This window comes from Actinocorallia sp. A-T 12471, assembly GCF_033875155.1.
Taxonomy (GTDB): domain Bacteria; phylum Actinomycetota; class Actinomycetes; order Streptosporangiales; family Streptosporangiaceae; genus Actinocorallia.
Map to the genome: position 1 here is coordinate 91,726 of NZ_JAWZTE010000006.1, position 17,056 is coordinate 108,781.

A 17,056-nucleotide genomic window follows, 5' to 3' on the forward strand; every position below is an offset into this window, starting at 1 on the left:
GCCATGACTGAGAACCTCGTCTCATCGGTGCCCGTCCCGCGCGCCTCCGACGGGGACTGGGAGTGGCGTCCCAGCCTGCAGAGCCGCGTGCTGGGCGGGGCGCTCCGCCTCACCATGCGCCCCCTCATCCACCGCGCCCCGAGCCACCCCGTGCCCATCCGGGTCGCGCGCCGCGCACTGGACAGGGCCGCGGCCCTCCTGCCGACCGACCGGCGCGTCCGGGTCGAGCGGGTACGCGACCCGCACCTGCGCACCGGGCACGTCATGCGGGCCGAGTGGATCATCCCCGAGTCCGCCGACGACTCCGGAGCCGTGCTTTACCTGCACGGCGGAGGCTACATCCTGTGCTCCCCGCAGACGCACCGGCCCCTCACCAGCCGCGTCGCCCTCGACACCGGGCTTCCCGTGCTTGCCCCGCACTACCGGCTCGCCCCCGAGCACCCCTTCCCCGCCGCCCTTGAGGACGCCCTCGCCGCCTACCAGTGGCTCCTCGACCGCGGCCACCAGAAGATCGTGATCATGGGCGACTCCGCGGGCGGCCACCTCGCCGCCGGGCTCGCCGGGGAGATCACCAGGACCGGCCTTCCCGAGCCCGTCGGCATCGTCCTGTACTCCCCGTGGGTCGACCTGTTGTGCGAGCTGTCCGTCCCGCACGACAAGCAGGTCCGCGACTCCTTCATCAGCCCCTTCGCGGCCCGCCGCGTCGGCAAGCTGGTCGCCGGTCTGGAGATCGACCCCCGCCTGCACCTCCTCACCGCCGACTGGACCGCGCTCCCGCCCGTCCTCATCCAGGTCGGCGGCGACGAGGTCCTCCGCCCCGAGGCCGAAGAGCTCGCCCGCCTCCTCACCGCCGCCGGCGGCCGCGTCGACCTCCAGATCTGGCCCGGCCAGATCCACGTCTTCCAACTCCTCAACCGCCTCCTCCCCGACGCCGACGAAGCCATGCGCCAAACCGCCACCTTCATCACCCAAGCCCTCACCACCCCCGACACCCAACCCGACCAGGGCCTAACCGTCGTCGCCTAACCCCAACCCACACCCCCAAACACAAGCACAACACGCGAAACGCACCCAGCACGCAACGCAGAACGCAAGGCGCAAAGCACGCGACGCAGGGCGCAGGACGCAAAGCGCGCGGCGCGGGACGCATGGACGCGACGCACGCGACGCACACGACGCACGCGACGCAGGACGCAAAGTGCGCGGTGCGGGACGCAGGGACGCGAAGCGCGCGGCGCTGCGCGCAGGGCGCAAAGCGCGCGGTGCGGGACGCAGGGATGTGAAGCGCGCGGCGCTGGGCGCAGGGCGCAAAGCGCGCGGTGCGGGACGCAGGGATGTGAAGCACGCGGCGCAGGGCGCAGGGCGCAAAGCGCGCGGTGCGGGAGGTAGAGCGCGCAGGGTGCAACGCGGGTGGGGTCAGTCGGTGCGGAGGGCGGTTACGGGGTCGAGGCGGCCGGCGCGGCGGGCTGGCATGACGCCGAAGAAGATGCCGACGGCGGCCGAGACGGTGAAGGCCAGGGCCGGGGACCACCAGGCGATGGTGGCGGGGACCGGGGACAGGGCGGCGATCGCCAGGGACGTGGCAGCGCCAAGGGCTATGCCGGTGAGGCCGCCCACCGAGGTCAGAAGGACCGCTTCCACGAGGAACTGGCCGACTATGTCGCGTTGGCGTGCGCCGAGGGCCTTGCGGAGGCCGATCTCGCGGGTCCGTTCGCGGACGCCGACCAGCATGATGTTGGAGACGCCGACGCCGCCGACCAGCAGGGAGATCGCCGCAATCGCCGCCAGGACGGCCGTTAGCACGCTGAGAACCGTGCCGATCGTGCCGAGTAGCTGGGTCTGCGTTACCGCGGAGAAGCGCTCGCCAGGGTGGGCGTCCTCTAGCGCGCTGACGATCCTCGGTTGGAGCGCGGTGACGGCGTCGGCGTCGGGCGCGCGCACCGCGACGAGGTCGACCCGGTTCACGCCGAGGAGCCGGTGCGCGGCGGTCAGCGGGATCTGCACCTCGGCGTCGCGCGACTGCCCGAACGTCTGGCCGACCGGCGCGAACACCCCGACCACCCGGAACCGCGCGCCCGCGACGCTCACCTGACGCCCCAGCGGATCGACGTCCCCGAACAGCCGCGCGGCGGCGTCAGGCCCGAGGACGGCGACCCGCCGCGCCGTCTCCACGTCGATCTCCGACAGGTACCGCCCACGGTCGAGCGGCCGGTCGAACACGCGCAGCCCGTTCTCGTCCGCGCCGGTGAGCGTGGTGAACAGCTCGGCGCGCCCGTTGCGCACCGCCTCCCCCGACGTCAGCGCCGCGGTCACCGCCCCCTGCCCCGCCACCCCGCGCAGCAGCGCCACGTCCTCGGCCGTCATCCGGCTGACGGTCGGCGCCGACCCCAGCCCGAACTCCCCCGGCACCACAAAGATGATGTTCGACCCGAGCCCCTCGATCTCCCCCTCGACCATGTCCCGCGCGCCCCCGCCGATCGCCACGAGCACCACGACCGCCCAAACCCCAATGACCACCCCCAACATCGTCAGCCCACTCCGCACCCGATTCACCCGCAACGCCTCAACCGCCACCGCAACCAACTCCCCCACCTTCACGCGCCCTCCACCCCCTCACCCTCAACCCCGACATCACGCCCACTCTCACCGTCGCGCTCAATCCCGGCATCACGCCCGATCCCGCCGTCGCGGCCGATCCCGGCATCACGCCCAATTCCGCCGTCGCGGCCGATCCCAGCGTCGCGGTCGATCCCAGCGTCGCGGTCGATTCCGGCATCACGCTCGATTCCGCCGTCGCGGCCGATCCCGCCGTCGCGCCCGATCCCGGCGTCGCGCCAGATCCCAGCGTCGCGCCAGATCCCAGCGTCGCGCCCGATCCCAGCGTCGCGCTCGATCCCAGCGTCGCGCTCGATTCCGGCGTCGCAGCCGATCCCGGCGTCGCGCTCGATTCCGGCGTCGCGGCTGATTCCGGGGTCGCGGCCGGTCCCGGGGTCGCGGTCGGTGGCGCGGTTGCGGTCGGGGGCGGGGGTGGGGTCGGGGGCGGTGTCGTGGGCGAGGAGGCCGTCGCGGACGTGGAGGCGGCGGGGGGCGCGTTCGGCGACGTCGGGTTCGTGGGTGACCAGGATGACCGCCGCGCCGGTTTCGGCGTTCAGGCGTTCCAAGAGGTCCATCACCTCGTGGCCGGTACGGGTGTCGAGGTTGCCGGTGGGCTCGTCGGCCAGCAGGAGGCGGGGGTTGCCGACCAGCGCCCGCGCGATCGCGACGCGCTGCTGTTCGCCGCCCGACAGCTGGTTGGGGCGGTGGCCGAGCCGGTGGGCGAGGCCGACGGTCTCCAGCGCGGCCGCCGCGCGCTCGCGGCGCTCGGCCTTCGGCACGCCCCGGTACGCGAGCGGAAGCCCGACGTTGTCCAGCGCGCTGGTGCGGGCCAGAAGGTGGAACGACTGGAAGACGAACCCGATGTGCGTGTTGCGCAGCTCGGCGAGCTCATCCGGGCTGAGCGCGGAGATGTCGCGTCCCGCGACGCGCAGGGTCCCCGTCGTCGGCCGGTCCAACGCGCCGAGCAGATGCATGAGCGTGGACTTCCCCGACCCCGAAGGCCCGAGGATCGCCGCGTACTCGCCTTGCGCTATCCGCAGGCTCACCCCCTTCAGCGCCTGCACGCTGACGCCGTCCAACTCATAAGTACGGGTGACGTCCACGGCCTCCAAGGCGGGCGTCCCGCTCACGTCAGGTCCTGTCCCGCCTCGACCGAGTCGGCCCCCGAGACGACGATCGCGTCGCCCTCCCCGAGCCCGGACACGACCTCAACCCTTCCGTCCCCCTCAGCCCCCAGCTTCACGACCCGCCGTACGGCCTTGCCCCCGTCGTTCACCCACACGACGCTGTCACGCCCACTGCTGACGACGGCCGCCACGGGGATCACAAGAACGTCGTCCACCTCCCTGACGGTGATGCGCACGACCGCGCTCATCCCCGGCTTCGGCTCGGGCGCTTCGGCCCCGTCAGGGAGGGTCCCCCCGGCGAGTTCAAGCTGGACCTGGTACGTGACGCCGCCTCCCGTCCCGGCCTTGGGCGTCACCCCGACGCTGTAGACCTTCGCCGTGTACACGGCCTCGGGAAGCGCGTCGAAGTCGGCGTCGGCGCTGCGTCCGCGTTCGACCTTGAGCACGTCGGACTCGTCGATGTCGGCGGTCAGCCGCAGCTCGGACACGTCGGTGACGGTGACGACCGCGGCCCCCGACGTCACCGGCGCGCCGACCGCGACCGCAGCCCCGTCGGTCGCCGCCCCCGGCACCGCCAGGTCCCCGGTCAGCCCGGCGAGCTGCGACGGAAGCAACCCCGCCAGCGCGTCATTGCTGCCCCCCGACGGCCCGCCGAGGCTCACCACTCCCGCGAACGGCGCGCGCAGCACAAGCCCGTCGACGGTCCTGCGCGCCGCCTTCACCGCGGCCTTCGTCTGCACCCTGCTCGCCGCGCCGATGGACGACAGCGCGGCGGTCACCCCGCCGATTCCCGCGTTCAGCCGTTCCACCGCGGCCTCGGCCGCGCCCGCCGCGCTGGCGTAGTCGCCCTCGGCCTGGGTGATCTCCGCGAGCGCCTTCGCGCGCTCCTTCGGGTCCTCGATCGTCATCGCGACCTCACGCGCCTTCTTGAAGCCGCGCTTGGCGATCTTGTCGATCTCGTCCTTGAACGCCGCGATGCTCAGCCCCGAGGGCCGCGCGACGCCGTCGGCGGCCTGCCGGTCGGCCTCCTCGGCCTGGTCGAGCTGCTCCTGGGCGGAGGGCGAGGCAATCCTTGCGAGGACCTGCCCCTCCTTCACCCGGTCGCCGTCCCTGACCCGCAGCTTCGCGACGGTCCCGTCGGCCGGGCTGCGCAGCGTCGCGTTCGCCTTGGCCGTCAGCGTCGCCGGGGCCTCGACGGTCTCGGCGACCCCGCCGCGCTCGACGACGCCGAGCCTGATCCTGCCGGTGTCCCCGTCGTCCGAGCAGCCGCTCAGCGAGCCGAGCGCGAGGGCGAGGGCAAGCGCCGGGGGGACGAAACGCCGCATCGTCACAAGCGCATGCTAGGTGCGCATACCGCGCAATCCCCTTGGGTCCCCCGAAAAAGCACAGACCCCCCGAATCACAGGAGGCCGGTACGTAGCGGGCCTCAGCCCCCGGCGAGCTCCCTGCCCCGGTTGCGCGCCGCCTCGATCGCCTCCAGGACCGCCGCCCGCACCCCGTGCCGCTCAAGCTCGCGGATCGCCGCGATCGTCGTGCCGCCCGGCGAGGTGACCGCCTCGCGCAGCAGAACCGGGTGCTCGCCCGAATCGCGCAGCATGACCGCCGCGCCCACCGCCGACTGGATCACCATGTCAAGCGCCGCCGCGCGCGGCATCCCCAGCAGGATGCCCGCGTCGACCATCGCCTCGACCAGGTAGTAGAAGTACGCGGGTCCCGAGCCGGACAGCGCGGTCGCGGCGTCCTGCAGCGACTCGGGGATGCGCGTCACCTTGCCGACGGGCTCGAGCAGCTGCTCGGCGAGCCGCAGATGCTCCTCCGACGCGTGCGACCCGGCCGAGATGACGCTCATCGCCTCGTCCACGAGCACCGGCGTGTTCGACATGACGCGCACGACCGGCGCGTCCGAGCCGAGCCGCTGCTCGATGAAGCCCGAGGTGATCCCCGCCGCCATCGAGACCACGAGCGTGGACGCCGCGACGTGCCCGCCGACCTCGTCGAGCAGCGCGCCCATGTCCTGCGGCTTGACCGCCAGGACCAGCACCGACGCCTTCGCCGCGGCCTCGGCGTTGGACACCGCGCCGACCCCGTACCGCTCGCGCAGCAGCTCAGCGCGTTCGCGACGGCGTGCCGTCACCAGCACCTCGTCGGGCGTGCGCCCCGCCCGGAGCAGCCCGGAAAGCAGCGCTTCGCCCATCTTGCCGGTACCGAGTATCGCGATCATCACACACCTGACCTGGTCACGAGCTGAGGGGAGTCATCCGACGTCCCAGCCTAGTGCGGCCGCGGACCCCCCTCCCGATCAGGTGGGAGCGCCGCGCAGCAGGAACCGCAGATCGGCCGGGTGCTCGGACATCCTGCGCATCACGTAGGGGTACCAGTTGCCTCCGTACGGCACGTAGACGCGCATACGCGCCCCCGAGTCCGCCAGACGCCTCTGTTCGTCGGGACGGACGCCGTAGAACATCTGGTACTCGAAGGAGTCGTACGGCCTGTCGTGGATGATCCGCAGGGCGTCGACTATCTCCAGCAGCCGGGGGTCGTGCGTGGCGATCATCGGATAGCCCTCCCCCGCCATGAGGACGCGCAGGCACCTGACGAACGACCTGTCGATCTCCTCGCGGTCGGTGAACGCGACGTCGGACGAGGCGGGGAACGACCCCTTGCACAGCCGCACCCGCGACTCGGCGTGCGACAGCTCCGCGCAGTACTCCTCCGACCTGCGCAGCGACGACTGCACCACCGCGCCCGTCGCCGGATAACCGAACCGCAGGCCGTCCACCACGCGCCGCGTCGCCTCGAGGCTCCCGTGGTCCTCCATGTCGATCGTGACTGTCGTGCCCGCCGCGGCGGCCGCCTCGCAGATCCGCTCGGCGCACGCATAGGCGAGCGCCTCGTCGAAGCGCACCCCCAACGCGCCGAGCCGCAGGGACACCTCCGCGCCCTCGGGCAGCTCCTGGAGCAGCCGCTCATACGCCTGGACGGTCGACTCGGCTTCCGCCCGGTCGGTGACGTCGTCGCCGAGCCTGTCGACGCTCACCAGCATGCCCTCGCTGCGCAGAATCCTGGTGGCGAGCAGCACCTCGCCGACCGTCTCCCCCGCGACGTACCTCCCGGCGGCCGCGCGCGCCGAAGGCATCCGTTCGACGGCCTTGCGCAGCGGTCCGCCCCTGCGTGCGGCAGCCTGAAGTGTCCGGCGCAGCATCGGGTCCCCTTCCCGGTCTGGCACTCCCCCGCCCACCACCCTAGGCCGCGCCCACCGCGCGCGCCCGCGCCGACGCGGCCGGGAAGGCCCCTGCGGGCCGCTCAGATCCGTGCAGAAGGCGGCACACCGCGTGGCGCGCCCCAGCCCACCCCCGGGAGCCCCACGGCCCCCAGCGGCCCTAGCGGCCGGACTGCCGGGAGACCTCACCGGACGCCGAGACCTCCCAGGTCCGGCTCGCCGCAAGGTGCAGCCGCGCGAACGCCAGCGCCTCGGCGAGATCCTCAACGCGCTCAGACCGCGACGTCACCTTGCGGGTGTTGACCTCGAGCACCACATGGCCCCGGTAGCCCTCAAGGGCAAGGCGCTCAAGCATCTCCCCACAAGGCTGCGTGCCACGGCCGGGGACAAGGTGCTCATCCTTGTTCGGGATGCCTACGCCGTCGGCGAGGTGCAGGTGCCGCAGCCGGTCGCCGAACTTGTCGGCCATCGCCAGCGAGTCGCTGCCGGACACCGCGGTGTGCGACATGTCCAAGGTCAGGTGCGGGTAGTCGTAGCCGCTCGGATCCCAGTGCGGCGAGTACATGCCCAGCTCCGTGCCGCGCGCCTTCGCCGGGAACATGTTCTCGACCGCGAAGATCACGTCGGTCTCGTCCTGCATCCTGGCGAGCCCCACCTCGAACTCGCGGGCGTACTCGCGCTGCCAGCGGAACGGCGGATGCACCACGACGACCTCGGCCCCGAGCTGCTCGGCGATGTCCTTCGAGCGCATCAGCTTCACCCAGGGATCACGCCCCCACACCATCTGCGTGAAGATCAGGCATGGCGCGTGGATCGACTTGATCGGCATCTGGTGGTACTCCGACAGCCGCCGCAGCACGTTCAGGTCCTGCGAGGCCGCGTCGAGGGTCACCATCACCTCGACGCCGTCATAACCCAGCCAGGAGGCCGTCTCGAACGCGCTCGGCACCTTCTCCGGGTAGACCGAGGCCGTCGAGAGCGTGATCGGGGCGTCGGGCACCCTGATCGAATTGGCTATGTCGTTACGGGACAAGGCTGCGCCTCCCTGGCCGTTCCTAGCAGTGAAAGCCTATGCGCTTTCTCGCGCGGAAGCGCGCCGCGTGGCGCGAAGCACAAGGCCCCCACCTCCGACGGGGCGGAGAAACCGGCGGACGCGGTTACCCTCGGTGGCGTGATGGAGATCGCCCCCGGAGCCGTACCCAGTCCCAACATCTGGAACACGCCGCAGATCTACGAACTCGAGAACAAGGCGGTCGACCCCGACGGGCTGCTCGCCGAGGCGATGTGGCGGATCCGCCCCTGGGACGGCGCGACGGTGCTCGACCTCGGCTGCGGAACCGGGTTCCACCTGCCGTTCTTCGCCGAGCGGGCCGGGCGCGTCGTGGGCGTCGAGCCGCACGCCGGGCTCGCCGCGACGGCCCGCAGACGCGTCGCCGGCCTCGGGCACGTCTCGGTCCGGACGGGCTCGGCCCAGAAGATCCCGCTGCCGGACGCGTCGGTGGACGTCGTGCACGCACGGTGGGCGTACTTCTTCGGGCCAGGCTGCGAACCCGGCCTGCGCGAGGTCTCCCGCGTGCTGCGGCGCGGCGGCGCGGCCCTGGTGATCGACAACGACGCGACGCGCTCGACCTTCGGGCGCTGGTTCCGTCAGTGGCTGCCCGCCTACGACCCCGAGGCCGTCGAACGGTTCTGGAACCGTCACGGGTTCGCGCGGGAACCCCTGATGCTGCGCTGGTCGTTCACCTCACGCGACGACCTCGCCGCGGTCCTCGGCATCGAGTTCCCCGCCGACCTCGCCGAACGCTTCCTCGCCGAGACCCCGGGCCTCGAGGTCGACTACGCCGTCAACCTCTGGCACCGCGCCTACTGACCGGGCTGACCGGGCCCGCGGGGCATGACCCCGGCGCTTCCCATTGCTGGACAAGATGTATAACAATGCGGGAAGAGGAGGTCGATCCATGAGCCGTCGCACCACACTGTGGACCGCCGCCGCCCTCGGCGCGACCACGGCCGGGGCAGCAGTCGCCGGGGCCGCCGTCCAACGGCACGCCGCACGCCGCCTTGCCCTGCGCCCCGACCCTTACGCGGGCGAACCCCTGGGCCGCCGCCGCGGCACGCCCGTCGAGGTCACCGCCGACGACGGCACGATCCTGCACGCCGAGATCGACAACCCCGACCGCGACGACGTCGCCGTCGTCTTCTGCCACGGCTGGACCCTCACCGGCGGCTCCTGGCACTTCCAGCGCGAGGCCCTGCAGGACAGCGCCCGCGTCGTCGTCTGGGACCAGCGCGGCCACGGCAGGTCGGGATCGGCCGCGCACGGCACCTACGGGCTGCCGCAACTCGGCCACGACCTGCGCGCCGTCCTCGACGCGACGGTGCCCGAGCACACGCCCGTCGTCCTCGTCGGCCACTCCATGGGCGGCATGACGATCATGCGGTTCGCCGACTCCTACCCCGAGCTGATGGGCTCCCGCATCAAGGCGGCGGCGCTGGTGTGCACGTCGAGCGGCGGCCTCGGCGAGGTCACCCTGGGACTGCCCGCCGCGCTCGCCAGGATCACCCAGCGCCTCCTGCCGACGGGCCTGCGCTCGGCCACCCCGCGCGTCCTGCCGCTGGAGCGGGTGCGCCGGCACGGCCGCACCGCGTCACTGCTGATCGAGGACTTCATCGCCTTCGGCCCCGACGCCAGCCCCACCGCGGTCCGCTTCGCCGAGGACATGATGGCCGAGACCCGGCTCGACGCCCTCACCGGCTTCCTCCACTCGATGATCACCACCCCCGAGATCTCCCCCTGCACCCCCCTCGCCGACATCGAGACCCTCATCGTCGCCGCCGAGAACGACCGCCTCACCCCCGTCGAGCACAGCCTCACCATCGCCACCAAGTGCCCCAAGGCCCGCCTGGAGGTCATCCCCACCGCGGGCCACATGGCCATGCTGGAGCGCCCCACCCCCCTGACCGACCACCTCAGGACCCTGCTCACCCACATCTGATCCGGCCCCCCGACCCCGCCGCGTTCGCGGGACGACGCGGCGGGCGGGCGGGTCAGACGTAGCGTTCCAGGATGCTGGACTCGGCGAGGCGGGACAGGCCCTCGCGGACGGAGCGGGCACGGGACTCGCCGACGCCGCCGACGGCCTGGAGGTCGTCGGTGGTGGCCGCCAGGAGCTTCTGGAGGCCGCCGAAGTGCTCCACGAGGCGCTCCACGACGGTGTTGGGCAGCCGGGGCACCTTCGCCAGGAGGCGGTAGCCCTTGGGGCTCACCGGCAGGTCGAGGGCGTCGGTGCCGGTGAAGTCCATGGTGCGGGCGACGTCGCCGAGGTCGATGAGATCGGCGGCCGTGAGCGCGTCGAGCGCCTCGAGCACCGCGGCGACCGGCCGCTGGGTGGGCCGGTAGTCCCGCACGATCAGCTCGCGCTCCTCCTCGACGCCCGAGACGAGCTCGTCGAGCTGGAGCGACAGCAGCCGCCCGTCGGTGCCGAGCTCCACGACGTAGCCGTCGATCTCGTCGGCGATGCGCCGGACCATCTCGAGCCGCTGCACGACGGCCGTGACGTCCCGGACCGTCACCAGGTCCTCGATCTCCAGCGCCGACAGCGTGCCGGAGACCTCGTCAAGCCGGAGCTTGTACCTCTCCAGCGTGGCGAGGGCCTGGTTCGCCTTCGACAGGATCGCCGCGGAGTCCTCGAGGACATAGCGCCCGTCGAGGTACAGCGCGATGATCCGCATCGACTGGCTCACCGTGATGACCGGGTGGCCGGTCTGCTTCGCGACGCGCTCGGCGGTCCGGTGCCGGGTCCCCGACTCCTCGGTGGGGATCGCCGGATCGGGCACGAGGTGCACCGCGGCCCGCACGATCCTGGTGCACGAGGAGTCCACCACGATCGCGCCGTCCATCTTCGCCAGCTCGCGCAGCCGGGTCGCGGAGAACTCCACGTCGAGCTCGAACCCGCCGGTGCACAGCTCCTGCACCAGCTTGTCGTAGCCCAGGACGATCAGGCCGCCGGTATGGCCGCGCAGGATGCGTTCCAACCCGTCGCGCAACTGCGTCCCCGGAGCCACCGCGCCCAGGGTCGTACGGCGTCGGTCGTCGACGGTCTTCTCTGGTGCTGGCACTGGACCCCCGCAGGTCGCCGGTCGTCAGAGGGAACGCGGCGGGACCGGAAGATCTCCACCGTTCTACGCCCCTGGGAAGAGATTCGGGCGAAGACAGTTTACCGAGAACCCTTCTCCGTTCGATCGGACGTGCTGCTCACCCCCTTGGTTCCCCTTTTTTGCTGAAGTGATGGATATGAGATGTTCATCGCGATCAAGGCGCGGTGAACGCGACACGTGTGGCTTCGGCGAGCGTGTCCACTTCGATCACCTTCATTCCCTCGAACTCGACTGCCCCGATTTCCCGCAGCGGACCGCGTTTCCCCAGCTCCAGGGCCCCGCGTGGCACGATCGCGCTGCGGAAGCCGAGCCGCGCCGCCTCGCTCAGCCGCCGCTGCGCCCCCGGCACCGCGCGCACCTCCCCGGCGAGCCCGACCTCGCCGACCGCGATCAACGTCGGCGACAGCGGCTGCTCCGAACTCGACCCGGCCACCGCCAGCGCGACGGCGAGGTCCACCGACGTCTCGGTGAGCCGCACCCCGCCCACGGTCGAGACGTAGACGTCCTTCTCGTGCATCTTCATCCGCGCCCGCTGCTGCAGCACCGCGAGCACCATCGACACACGCGTCGAGTCGAGCCCCGACGTCGCCCGCCGCGGCGACGGCAGGAAGCTCTGCCCGACCAGCGCCTGCACCTCGGCCACCAGGGGCCGTCTGCCCTCCAGCGTGACGGTCACGCAGGTGCCCGGCACCGGCTCCTCCCGCCGGGTCAGGAACAGCCCGCTGGGGTCGGCGAGCCCCACGATGCCGACCTCCGACAGGTCGAAGCAGCCGAGCTCATCCGTCGGCCCGTAGCGGTTCTTCACCGCGCGGATCATCCGGAGCCTGCTGTGCCGGTCTCCCTCGAAGTACAGGACGACGTCCACAAGGTGCTCCAGCAGCCGCGGCCCCGCGATCGCCCCCTCCTTGGTGACGTGCCCGACCAGCACCGTGGTGATCGCCCGCTCCTTGGCCACCCGGATCAGGTTCGCCGTGACCTCCCGGATCTGGGTCACCCCGCCCGGCGCGCCGTCGGCCTCGGCCGAGCCGACCGTCTGGATGGAGTCCACGATCAGCAGCCGTGGCTCGACCGCCTCCACATGCCCGAGCAGCGCCCCGAGATCCGTCTCCGCCGCCAGATACAGCCGCTCGGTGATCGCGCCCACCCGATCGGCCCGCAGCCGCACCTGCTCGGCCGACTCCTCACCCGTCACATACAGCACCGCCCCCTGATCCGCCGCCAGCGCCGCCACCTCGAGCAGCAGCGTCGACTTGCCGATGCCCGGCTCCCCCGCCATCAGCACCACCGCCCCCGGCACGAGCCCGCCGCCCAGCACCCTGTCGAGCTCGTCCATCCCCGTCGGCCTGCTCGCCGACGACCGCACGTCGACCTCGCCGATCGGCCGCGCGGGCGTGGTGACGGGCCCCGCGACCACCACCCGCGGCGGCGTGGCGGCCGCGCCCGCCTCGCCGACGGTGCCCCACGCCTGGCACTCACCGCACCGGCCGACCCACTTGGCGGTCCGCCATCCGCACTCGCCGCACCTGTACGCGGTCTTCACTGCCTTGGCCATGGCACGACCCTAGGCCGAACCGCCGACAATTTTTTCCGAGCCTGTGGACAACTTCGAGAAATGGGCTCTGACCTGCGGTTCAGTTCGGCGCGAGCAGGGTGAACGTCTGCTTGGGCGTCTTCACGCCGGGCGCGGTCGCCCGCACGGTGTAGTCGCCGGGCGACACCTTGTCCAGCCGCGACGCGCACGCGCTCGCGCTGCTGCGCCGCCGGTTCCACTCCAGCGTCGTCGTGTACGGGACGCCCCTGCGCAGCAGCTGGATCGACGAGCCGCCCCCGGCCGGGCAGTGCGCCGACGACCAGATCTTGTACGGCCCCGTCGTGATCCGCGCGACGAACCGCTCGGCCCCCACGTCGAAGGTGCAGTCGAGCTCCCCGGTGTTCACCACGGTCACCCGGAACGTCGGCCGCTCACCGGGCCGGAACTGCGGCTTGTCCGGGGTGATCGTCGCGACCACGGTGTTCTTGGCGCATCTGTCGCCCGGCCTGCGCGGGGCCGCGACCGTCGCGGTGACCGTGGCGGTGAACGTCACCGTCGGGATCACGAACGCGTCGGTCGGGCTCTCGCTCGCGCTCGGCCCCGGGCTCGGCGACGCGCTGGGCGCGGCGCTGGCCGTGCCCGTCCCCGCCGCCTTCTGGACCGGCGCGTCCTCGCCCATGCAGCTCCACGCCACACCGCCTACGACAAGCAGCACCGCGCCCAGCGCGAGCGCCCTGCGCCGCCAGTACGCCTCGGCGTAACCGTCATCCTCGTAACCCGGCGTGCCCGAATCCATGCCGACAGTATGCTTTTTGGATCTTCCGCCGTGCCGTGCGACACGCGCACCCCCTAAGCTGACGGGCGATGCCCTCCCAACCGATTCTCGACTGGTACGCCGTCCACGCCCGCGATCTGCCGTGGCGCGCGCCGTCCGCCTCGCCCTGGTCCATCCTGGTGAGCGAGCTGATGCTCCAGCAGACGCCGGTCAACCGGGTGCTGCCCGTGTGGACCGTCTGGATGGCGCGCTGGCCGACGCCCGCGAGCCTCGCCGCGGAGCCGTCCGGCGAGGCCGTCCGCGCCTGGGGACGCCTCGGCTACCCGCGCCGCGCCCTGCGGCTGCACGCCTGCGCCGTGGCGATCACCGAACGGCACGGCGGCCAGGTGCCCTCCGACCACGCCGAGCTGCTCGCGCTGCCCGGCGTCGGCGCGTACACGGCCGCGGCCGTCGCCAGTTTCGCCTTCCGCCAGCGGCACGCCGTCCTGGACACCAACGTCAGACGCGTCCTGTCCCGCCTGAAGTCCGGTGCCGAGCACCCGCCGAAGTCCCAGACGACGGCCGAGCTCCGCCTCGCCGAGTCCCTGCTCCCCGACGACCCGGAAACGGCGGCCACCTGGGCCGTGGCCGTCATGGAGCTCGGCGCGCTGATCTGCACCGCGCGCTCACCCCGCTGCGCCGACTGCCCGGTGATCTCCCAGTGCGCCTGGTACCGCGCAGGAAAGCCCGCCTACGACGGCCCGCCGCGGCGCGGCCAGACCTATGCGGGCACCGACCGGCAGTGCCGGGGACGGCTCCTGGCGGTCCTCAGGGACTCCCCGCACCCCGTGGAGAAGGCCGCCCTCGACGTGGTGTGGGCCGACGCCGTCCAACGCGAACGCGCCCTCGACGGCCTCATCACCGACGCCCTCGTTGACCCCCTGGACGACGGCAGGTACGCCCTGCCCGGCACCATCGCCCCCGCCGACGCCTGAACCCCCGGAAGCAAGCCCGGGAAAGCCGAAGGGCCCGCACCCCGAAGGGTCGCGGGCCCGTGGCTCGGGACTTGCGTCAGTCCTTGTTGAGGTTCAGCGGCGAGGCTTCCTCGATCACCGCGACGTCCGGCACGGACGACGGCTTCGGCATGCCCTTGAACGTGAACTTCGCGTTCTCGCCGGTGCCCTCGGTGTCGACCACGACGATCTGGCCGGCCTTGAGGTCGCCGTACAGGATCTTCTCCGACAGCGTGTCCTCGATCTCCCGCTGGATCGTCCGGCGCAGCGGCCTGGCGCCCAGGACGGGGTCGTAACCGCGCTCGGCCAGCAGGTCCTTGGCGGACTGCTTGAGCTCGATGCCCATGTCGCGGTCGCGCAGCCGCTCGTCGAGGCGGGCGATCATCAGGTCGACGATCTGGATGATCTCCTTCGGCGTGAGCTGGTGGAAGACCACGATGTCGTCGACACGGTTGAGGAACTCGGGCCGGAAGTGGGTCTTGAGCTCCTCGCCGACCTTGGCCTTCATCCGCTCGTAGTCGCCCTTGGCGTCGTCCGCGCGGCCGAAGCCGATGGACAGGCCCTTGGAGATGTCCCGGGTGCCGAGGTTGGTCGTCATGATGATGACGGTGTTCTTGAAGTCCACGACCCGGCCCTGGGCGTCGGTCAGGCGACCGTCCTCCAGGATCTGCAGCAGCGAGTTGAAGATGTCCGGGTGGGCCTTCTCGATCTCGTCGAACAGGACCACCGAGAACGGCTTGCGCCGCACCTTCTCGGTGAGCTGGCCGCCCTCCTCGTACCCGACGTATCCGGGCGGAGAGCCGAACAGCCGCGACACCGTGTGCTTCTCCATGTACTCGGACATGTCAAGCGAGATCAGTGCCTCTTCGTCGCCGAACAGGAACTCCGCGACGGTCTTGGAGAGCTCGGTCTTACCGACGCCGGACGGGCCGGCGAAGATGAACGAGCCGCCGGGACGCTTGGGGTCCTTCAGACCCGCACGGGTACGCCGGATCGACTGGGACAGCGCCCTGATGGCGTCCTCCTGGCCGATGACGCGCCGGTGCAGCTCGTCCTCCATGCGCAGCAGCCGCGCGGACTCCTCCTCGGTCAGCTTGAAGACCGGGATGCCGGTGGCGGTCGCCAGGACCTCGGCGATGAGCTCCTCGGTGACCTCGGCGACGACGTCCATGTCGCCGGCCTTCCACTCCTTCTCCCGCTGCGCCTTGGCGGCCAGGAGCTGCTTCTCCTTGTCGCGCAGCGCCGCGGCCTTCTCGAAGTCCTGCGCGTCGATCGCGGACTCCTTCTCGCGACGGACGTCGGCGATCTTCTCGTCGTACTCGCGCAGGTCCGGCGGCGCGGTCATCCGGCGGATGCGCATGCGCGAGCCCGCCTCGTCGATGAGGTCGATCGCCTTGTCCGGCAGGAACCTGTCGGAGATGTAGCGGTCGGCCAGCTGCGCGGCCGCGACGAGCGCGCCGTCGGTGATCGAGACGCGGTGGTGCGCCTCGTACCTGTCGCGCAGGCCCTTGAGGATCTCGATCGTGTGCGACAGCGACGGCTCCGCGACCTGGATCGGCTGGAAGCGGCGCTCGAGGGCCGCGTCCTTCTCCAGGTACTTGCGGTACTCGTCAAGCGTGGTCGCGCCGATGGTCTGCAGCTCACCGCGGGCCAGCATCGGCTTGAGGATGCTGGCGGCGTCGATCGCGCCCTCGGCCGCGCCCGCTCCGACGAGGGTGTGCAGCTCGTCGATGAACAGGATGATGTCGCCGCGGGTGCGGATCTCCTTGAGCACCTTCTTCAGGCGCTCCTCGAAGTCACCGCGGTAGCGGGAACCGGCGACCAGCGCGCCGAGGTCGAGCGTGTAGAGCTGCTTGTCCTTGAGCGTCTCGGGGACCTCGCCCTTGACGATCTTCTGGGACAGCCCCTCGACCACCGCGGTCTTGCCGACGCCCGGCTCGCCGATCAGCACTGGGTTGTTCTTGGTGCGGCGGGACAGCACCTGCATGACCCGCTCGATCTCCTTGTCCCGGCCGATCACCGGGTCGAGCTTGCCCTCGCGGGCGGCCTGGGTCAGGTTGCGGCCGAACTGGTCGAGCACCAGGGACGTGGAGGGAGCGGACTCCGTAGCGGTGCCGGTCGCCGTCGCCTCCTTCCCCTGGTAGCCGTGCAGCAACTGGATGACCTGCTGGCGGACCCGGTTGAGATCGGCGCCCAGCTTCACCAGGACCTGCGCCGCGACGCCTTCGCCCTCGCGGATCAGGCCGAGCAGGATGTGCTCGGTGCCGATGTAGTTGTGGCCGAGTTGCAGCGCCTCGCGCAGCGACAGCTCAAGCACCTTCTTGGCGCGCGGGGTGAAGGGGATGTGCCCCGACGGCGCCTGCTGACCCTGGCCGATGATCTCCTCGACCTGCTGGCGCACGGCTTCGAGACTGATCCCCAGGCTCTCGAGGGCCTTGGCGGCGACACCTTCACCCTCGTGGATCAAGCCAAGGAGGATGTGCTCGGTGCCGATGTAGTTGTGGTTGAGCATCCTGGCCTCTTCTTGGGCCAGGACGACCACCCGCCGTGCACGGTCGGTGAACCTTTCGAACATCTCGTCGCTCCCTCACACCGCCCCGCAGGAGGTCTTCAGGTGAAGACCTTCCCAGTGCTGGGGCTGTTCATCCTCATCCAACT

General features: G+C 71.5%; 14 protein-coding genes. 4 read left to right on the plus strand and 10 right to left on the minus strand.

The features are described from left to right. Positions 1 to 3 precede the first annotated feature (3 nt). Positions 4 to 1,026, plus strand: a complete 1,023-nt coding sequence (locus tag R9X44_RS18490) for an alpha/beta hydrolase (RefSeq protein ID WP_319815442.1) — start codon at positions 4 to 6, stop codon at positions 1,024 to 1,026. Positions 1,027 to 1,416: 390 nt separating this feature from the next. Here the strand turns inward: R9X44_RS18490 and R9X44_RS18495 are convergent, their stop codons facing one another. From R9X44_RS18495 to R9X44_RS18520, 6 genes are all read right to left on the minus strand, one after another. Next, entirely contained in the window at positions 1,417 to 2,598 is a 1,182-nt protein-coding gene (locus R9X44_RS18495; protein WP_319815443.1) for an ABC transporter permease, read from the minus strand. After that, the gene (locus tag R9X44_RS18500) at positions 2,595 to 3,725 is read right to left on the minus strand and encodes an ABC transporter ATP-binding protein (RefSeq protein ID WP_319815444.1); all 1,131 of its coding nucleotides are present in this window, start codon (positions 3,723 to 3,725) and stop codon (positions 2,595 to 2,597) included. The genes R9X44_RS18495 and R9X44_RS18500 overlap by 4 nt, the downstream gene beginning before the upstream one ends. After that, positions 3,722 to 5,047 (minus strand): efflux RND transporter periplasmic adaptor subunit, encoded by a 1,326-nt coding sequence (locus R9X44_RS18505; RefSeq protein WP_319815776.1) that lies wholly within the window; start codon positions 5,045 to 5,047, stop codon positions 3,722 to 3,724. Before R9X44_RS18505 ends, R9X44_RS18500 begins: the two co-directional genes overlap by 4 nt. Positions 5,048 to 5,148: 101 nt before the next feature. After that, a complete protein-coding gene (gene proC, locus R9X44_RS18510) occupies positions 5,149 to 5,943 on the minus strand; it encodes a pyrroline-5-carboxylate reductase (RefSeq protein WP_319815445.1) in 795 nt (264 codons plus the stop codon). Positions 5,944 to 6,021: 78 nt separating this feature from the next. Beyond that, positions 6,022 to 6,924, minus strand: a complete 903-nt coding sequence (locus tag R9X44_RS18515; RefSeq protein WP_319815446.1) for a proline dehydrogenase family protein — start codon at positions 6,922 to 6,924, stop codon at positions 6,022 to 6,024. A 178-nt stretch (positions 6,925 to 7,102) separates the two neighbouring features. Then, a complete protein-coding gene (locus R9X44_RS18520; protein ID WP_319815447.1) occupies positions 7,103 to 7,975 on the minus strand; it encodes a sugar phosphate isomerase/epimerase in 873 nt (290 codons plus the stop codon). Between the two features lie 141 nt (positions 7,976 to 8,116). Between R9X44_RS18520 and R9X44_RS18525 the strand changes: the two genes are divergently transcribed. Together R9X44_RS18525 and R9X44_RS18530 are read left to right on the plus strand one after the other, a co-directional pair. After that, positions 8,117 to 8,812: a class I SAM-dependent methyltransferase gene (locus R9X44_RS18525; RefSeq protein WP_319815777.1), complete on the plus strand. Its 696-nt coding sequence runs from the start codon at positions 8,117 to 8,119 to the stop codon at positions 8,810 to 8,812. An 88-nt stretch (positions 8,813 to 8,900) separates the two neighbouring features. Beyond that, positions 8,901 to 9,938, plus strand: coding sequence for an alpha/beta hydrolase (locus R9X44_RS18530; RefSeq protein WP_319815448.1), 1,038 nt, complete (start codon positions 8,901 to 8,903; stop codon positions 9,936 to 9,938). Positions 9,939 to 9,990: 52 nt separating this feature from the next. Here the strand turns inward: R9X44_RS18530 and disA are convergent, their stop codons facing one another. The 3 genes from disA to R9X44_RS18545 form a co-directional block, all read right to left on the minus strand. Beyond that, positions 9,991 to 11,061, minus strand: a complete 1,071-nt coding sequence (gene disA / locus R9X44_RS18535; RefSeq protein ID WP_319815449.1) for a DNA integrity scanning diadenylate cyclase DisA — start codon at positions 11,059 to 11,061, stop codon at positions 9,991 to 9,993. A 193-nt stretch (positions 11,062 to 11,254) separates the two neighbouring features. Continuing rightward, positions 11,255 to 12,652 carry a DNA repair protein RadA gene (gene radA / locus R9X44_RS18540; RefSeq protein WP_319815450.1) on the minus strand — a complete coding sequence of 466 codons (1,398 nt, stop codon included), beginning with the start codon at positions 12,650 to 12,652 and terminating at the stop codon, positions 11,255 to 11,257. 79 nt (positions 12,653 to 12,731) lie between these two features. After that, on the minus strand, positions 12,732 to 13,427 hold the full coding sequence (locus R9X44_RS18545; protein WP_319815451.1) for a hypothetical protein: 696 nt from the start codon (positions 13,425 to 13,427) through the stop codon (positions 12,732 to 12,734). A 68-nt stretch (positions 13,428 to 13,495) separates the two neighbouring features. Between R9X44_RS18545 and R9X44_RS18550 the strand changes: the two genes are divergently transcribed. Next, on the plus strand, positions 13,496 to 14,380 hold the full coding sequence (locus R9X44_RS18550) for an A/G-specific adenine glycosylase (RefSeq protein ID WP_319815452.1): 885 nt from the start codon (positions 13,496 to 13,498) through the stop codon (positions 14,378 to 14,380). Positions 14,381 to 14,456: 76 nt separating this feature from the next. Here R9X44_RS18550 and R9X44_RS18555 read toward each other — a convergent pair whose 3' ends face one another. Further along, entirely contained in the window at positions 14,457 to 16,973 is a 2,517-nt protein-coding gene (locus R9X44_RS18555) for an ATP-dependent Clp protease ATP-binding subunit (RefSeq protein WP_319815453.1), read from the minus strand. Positions 16,974 to 17,056 lie beyond the last annotated feature (83 nt).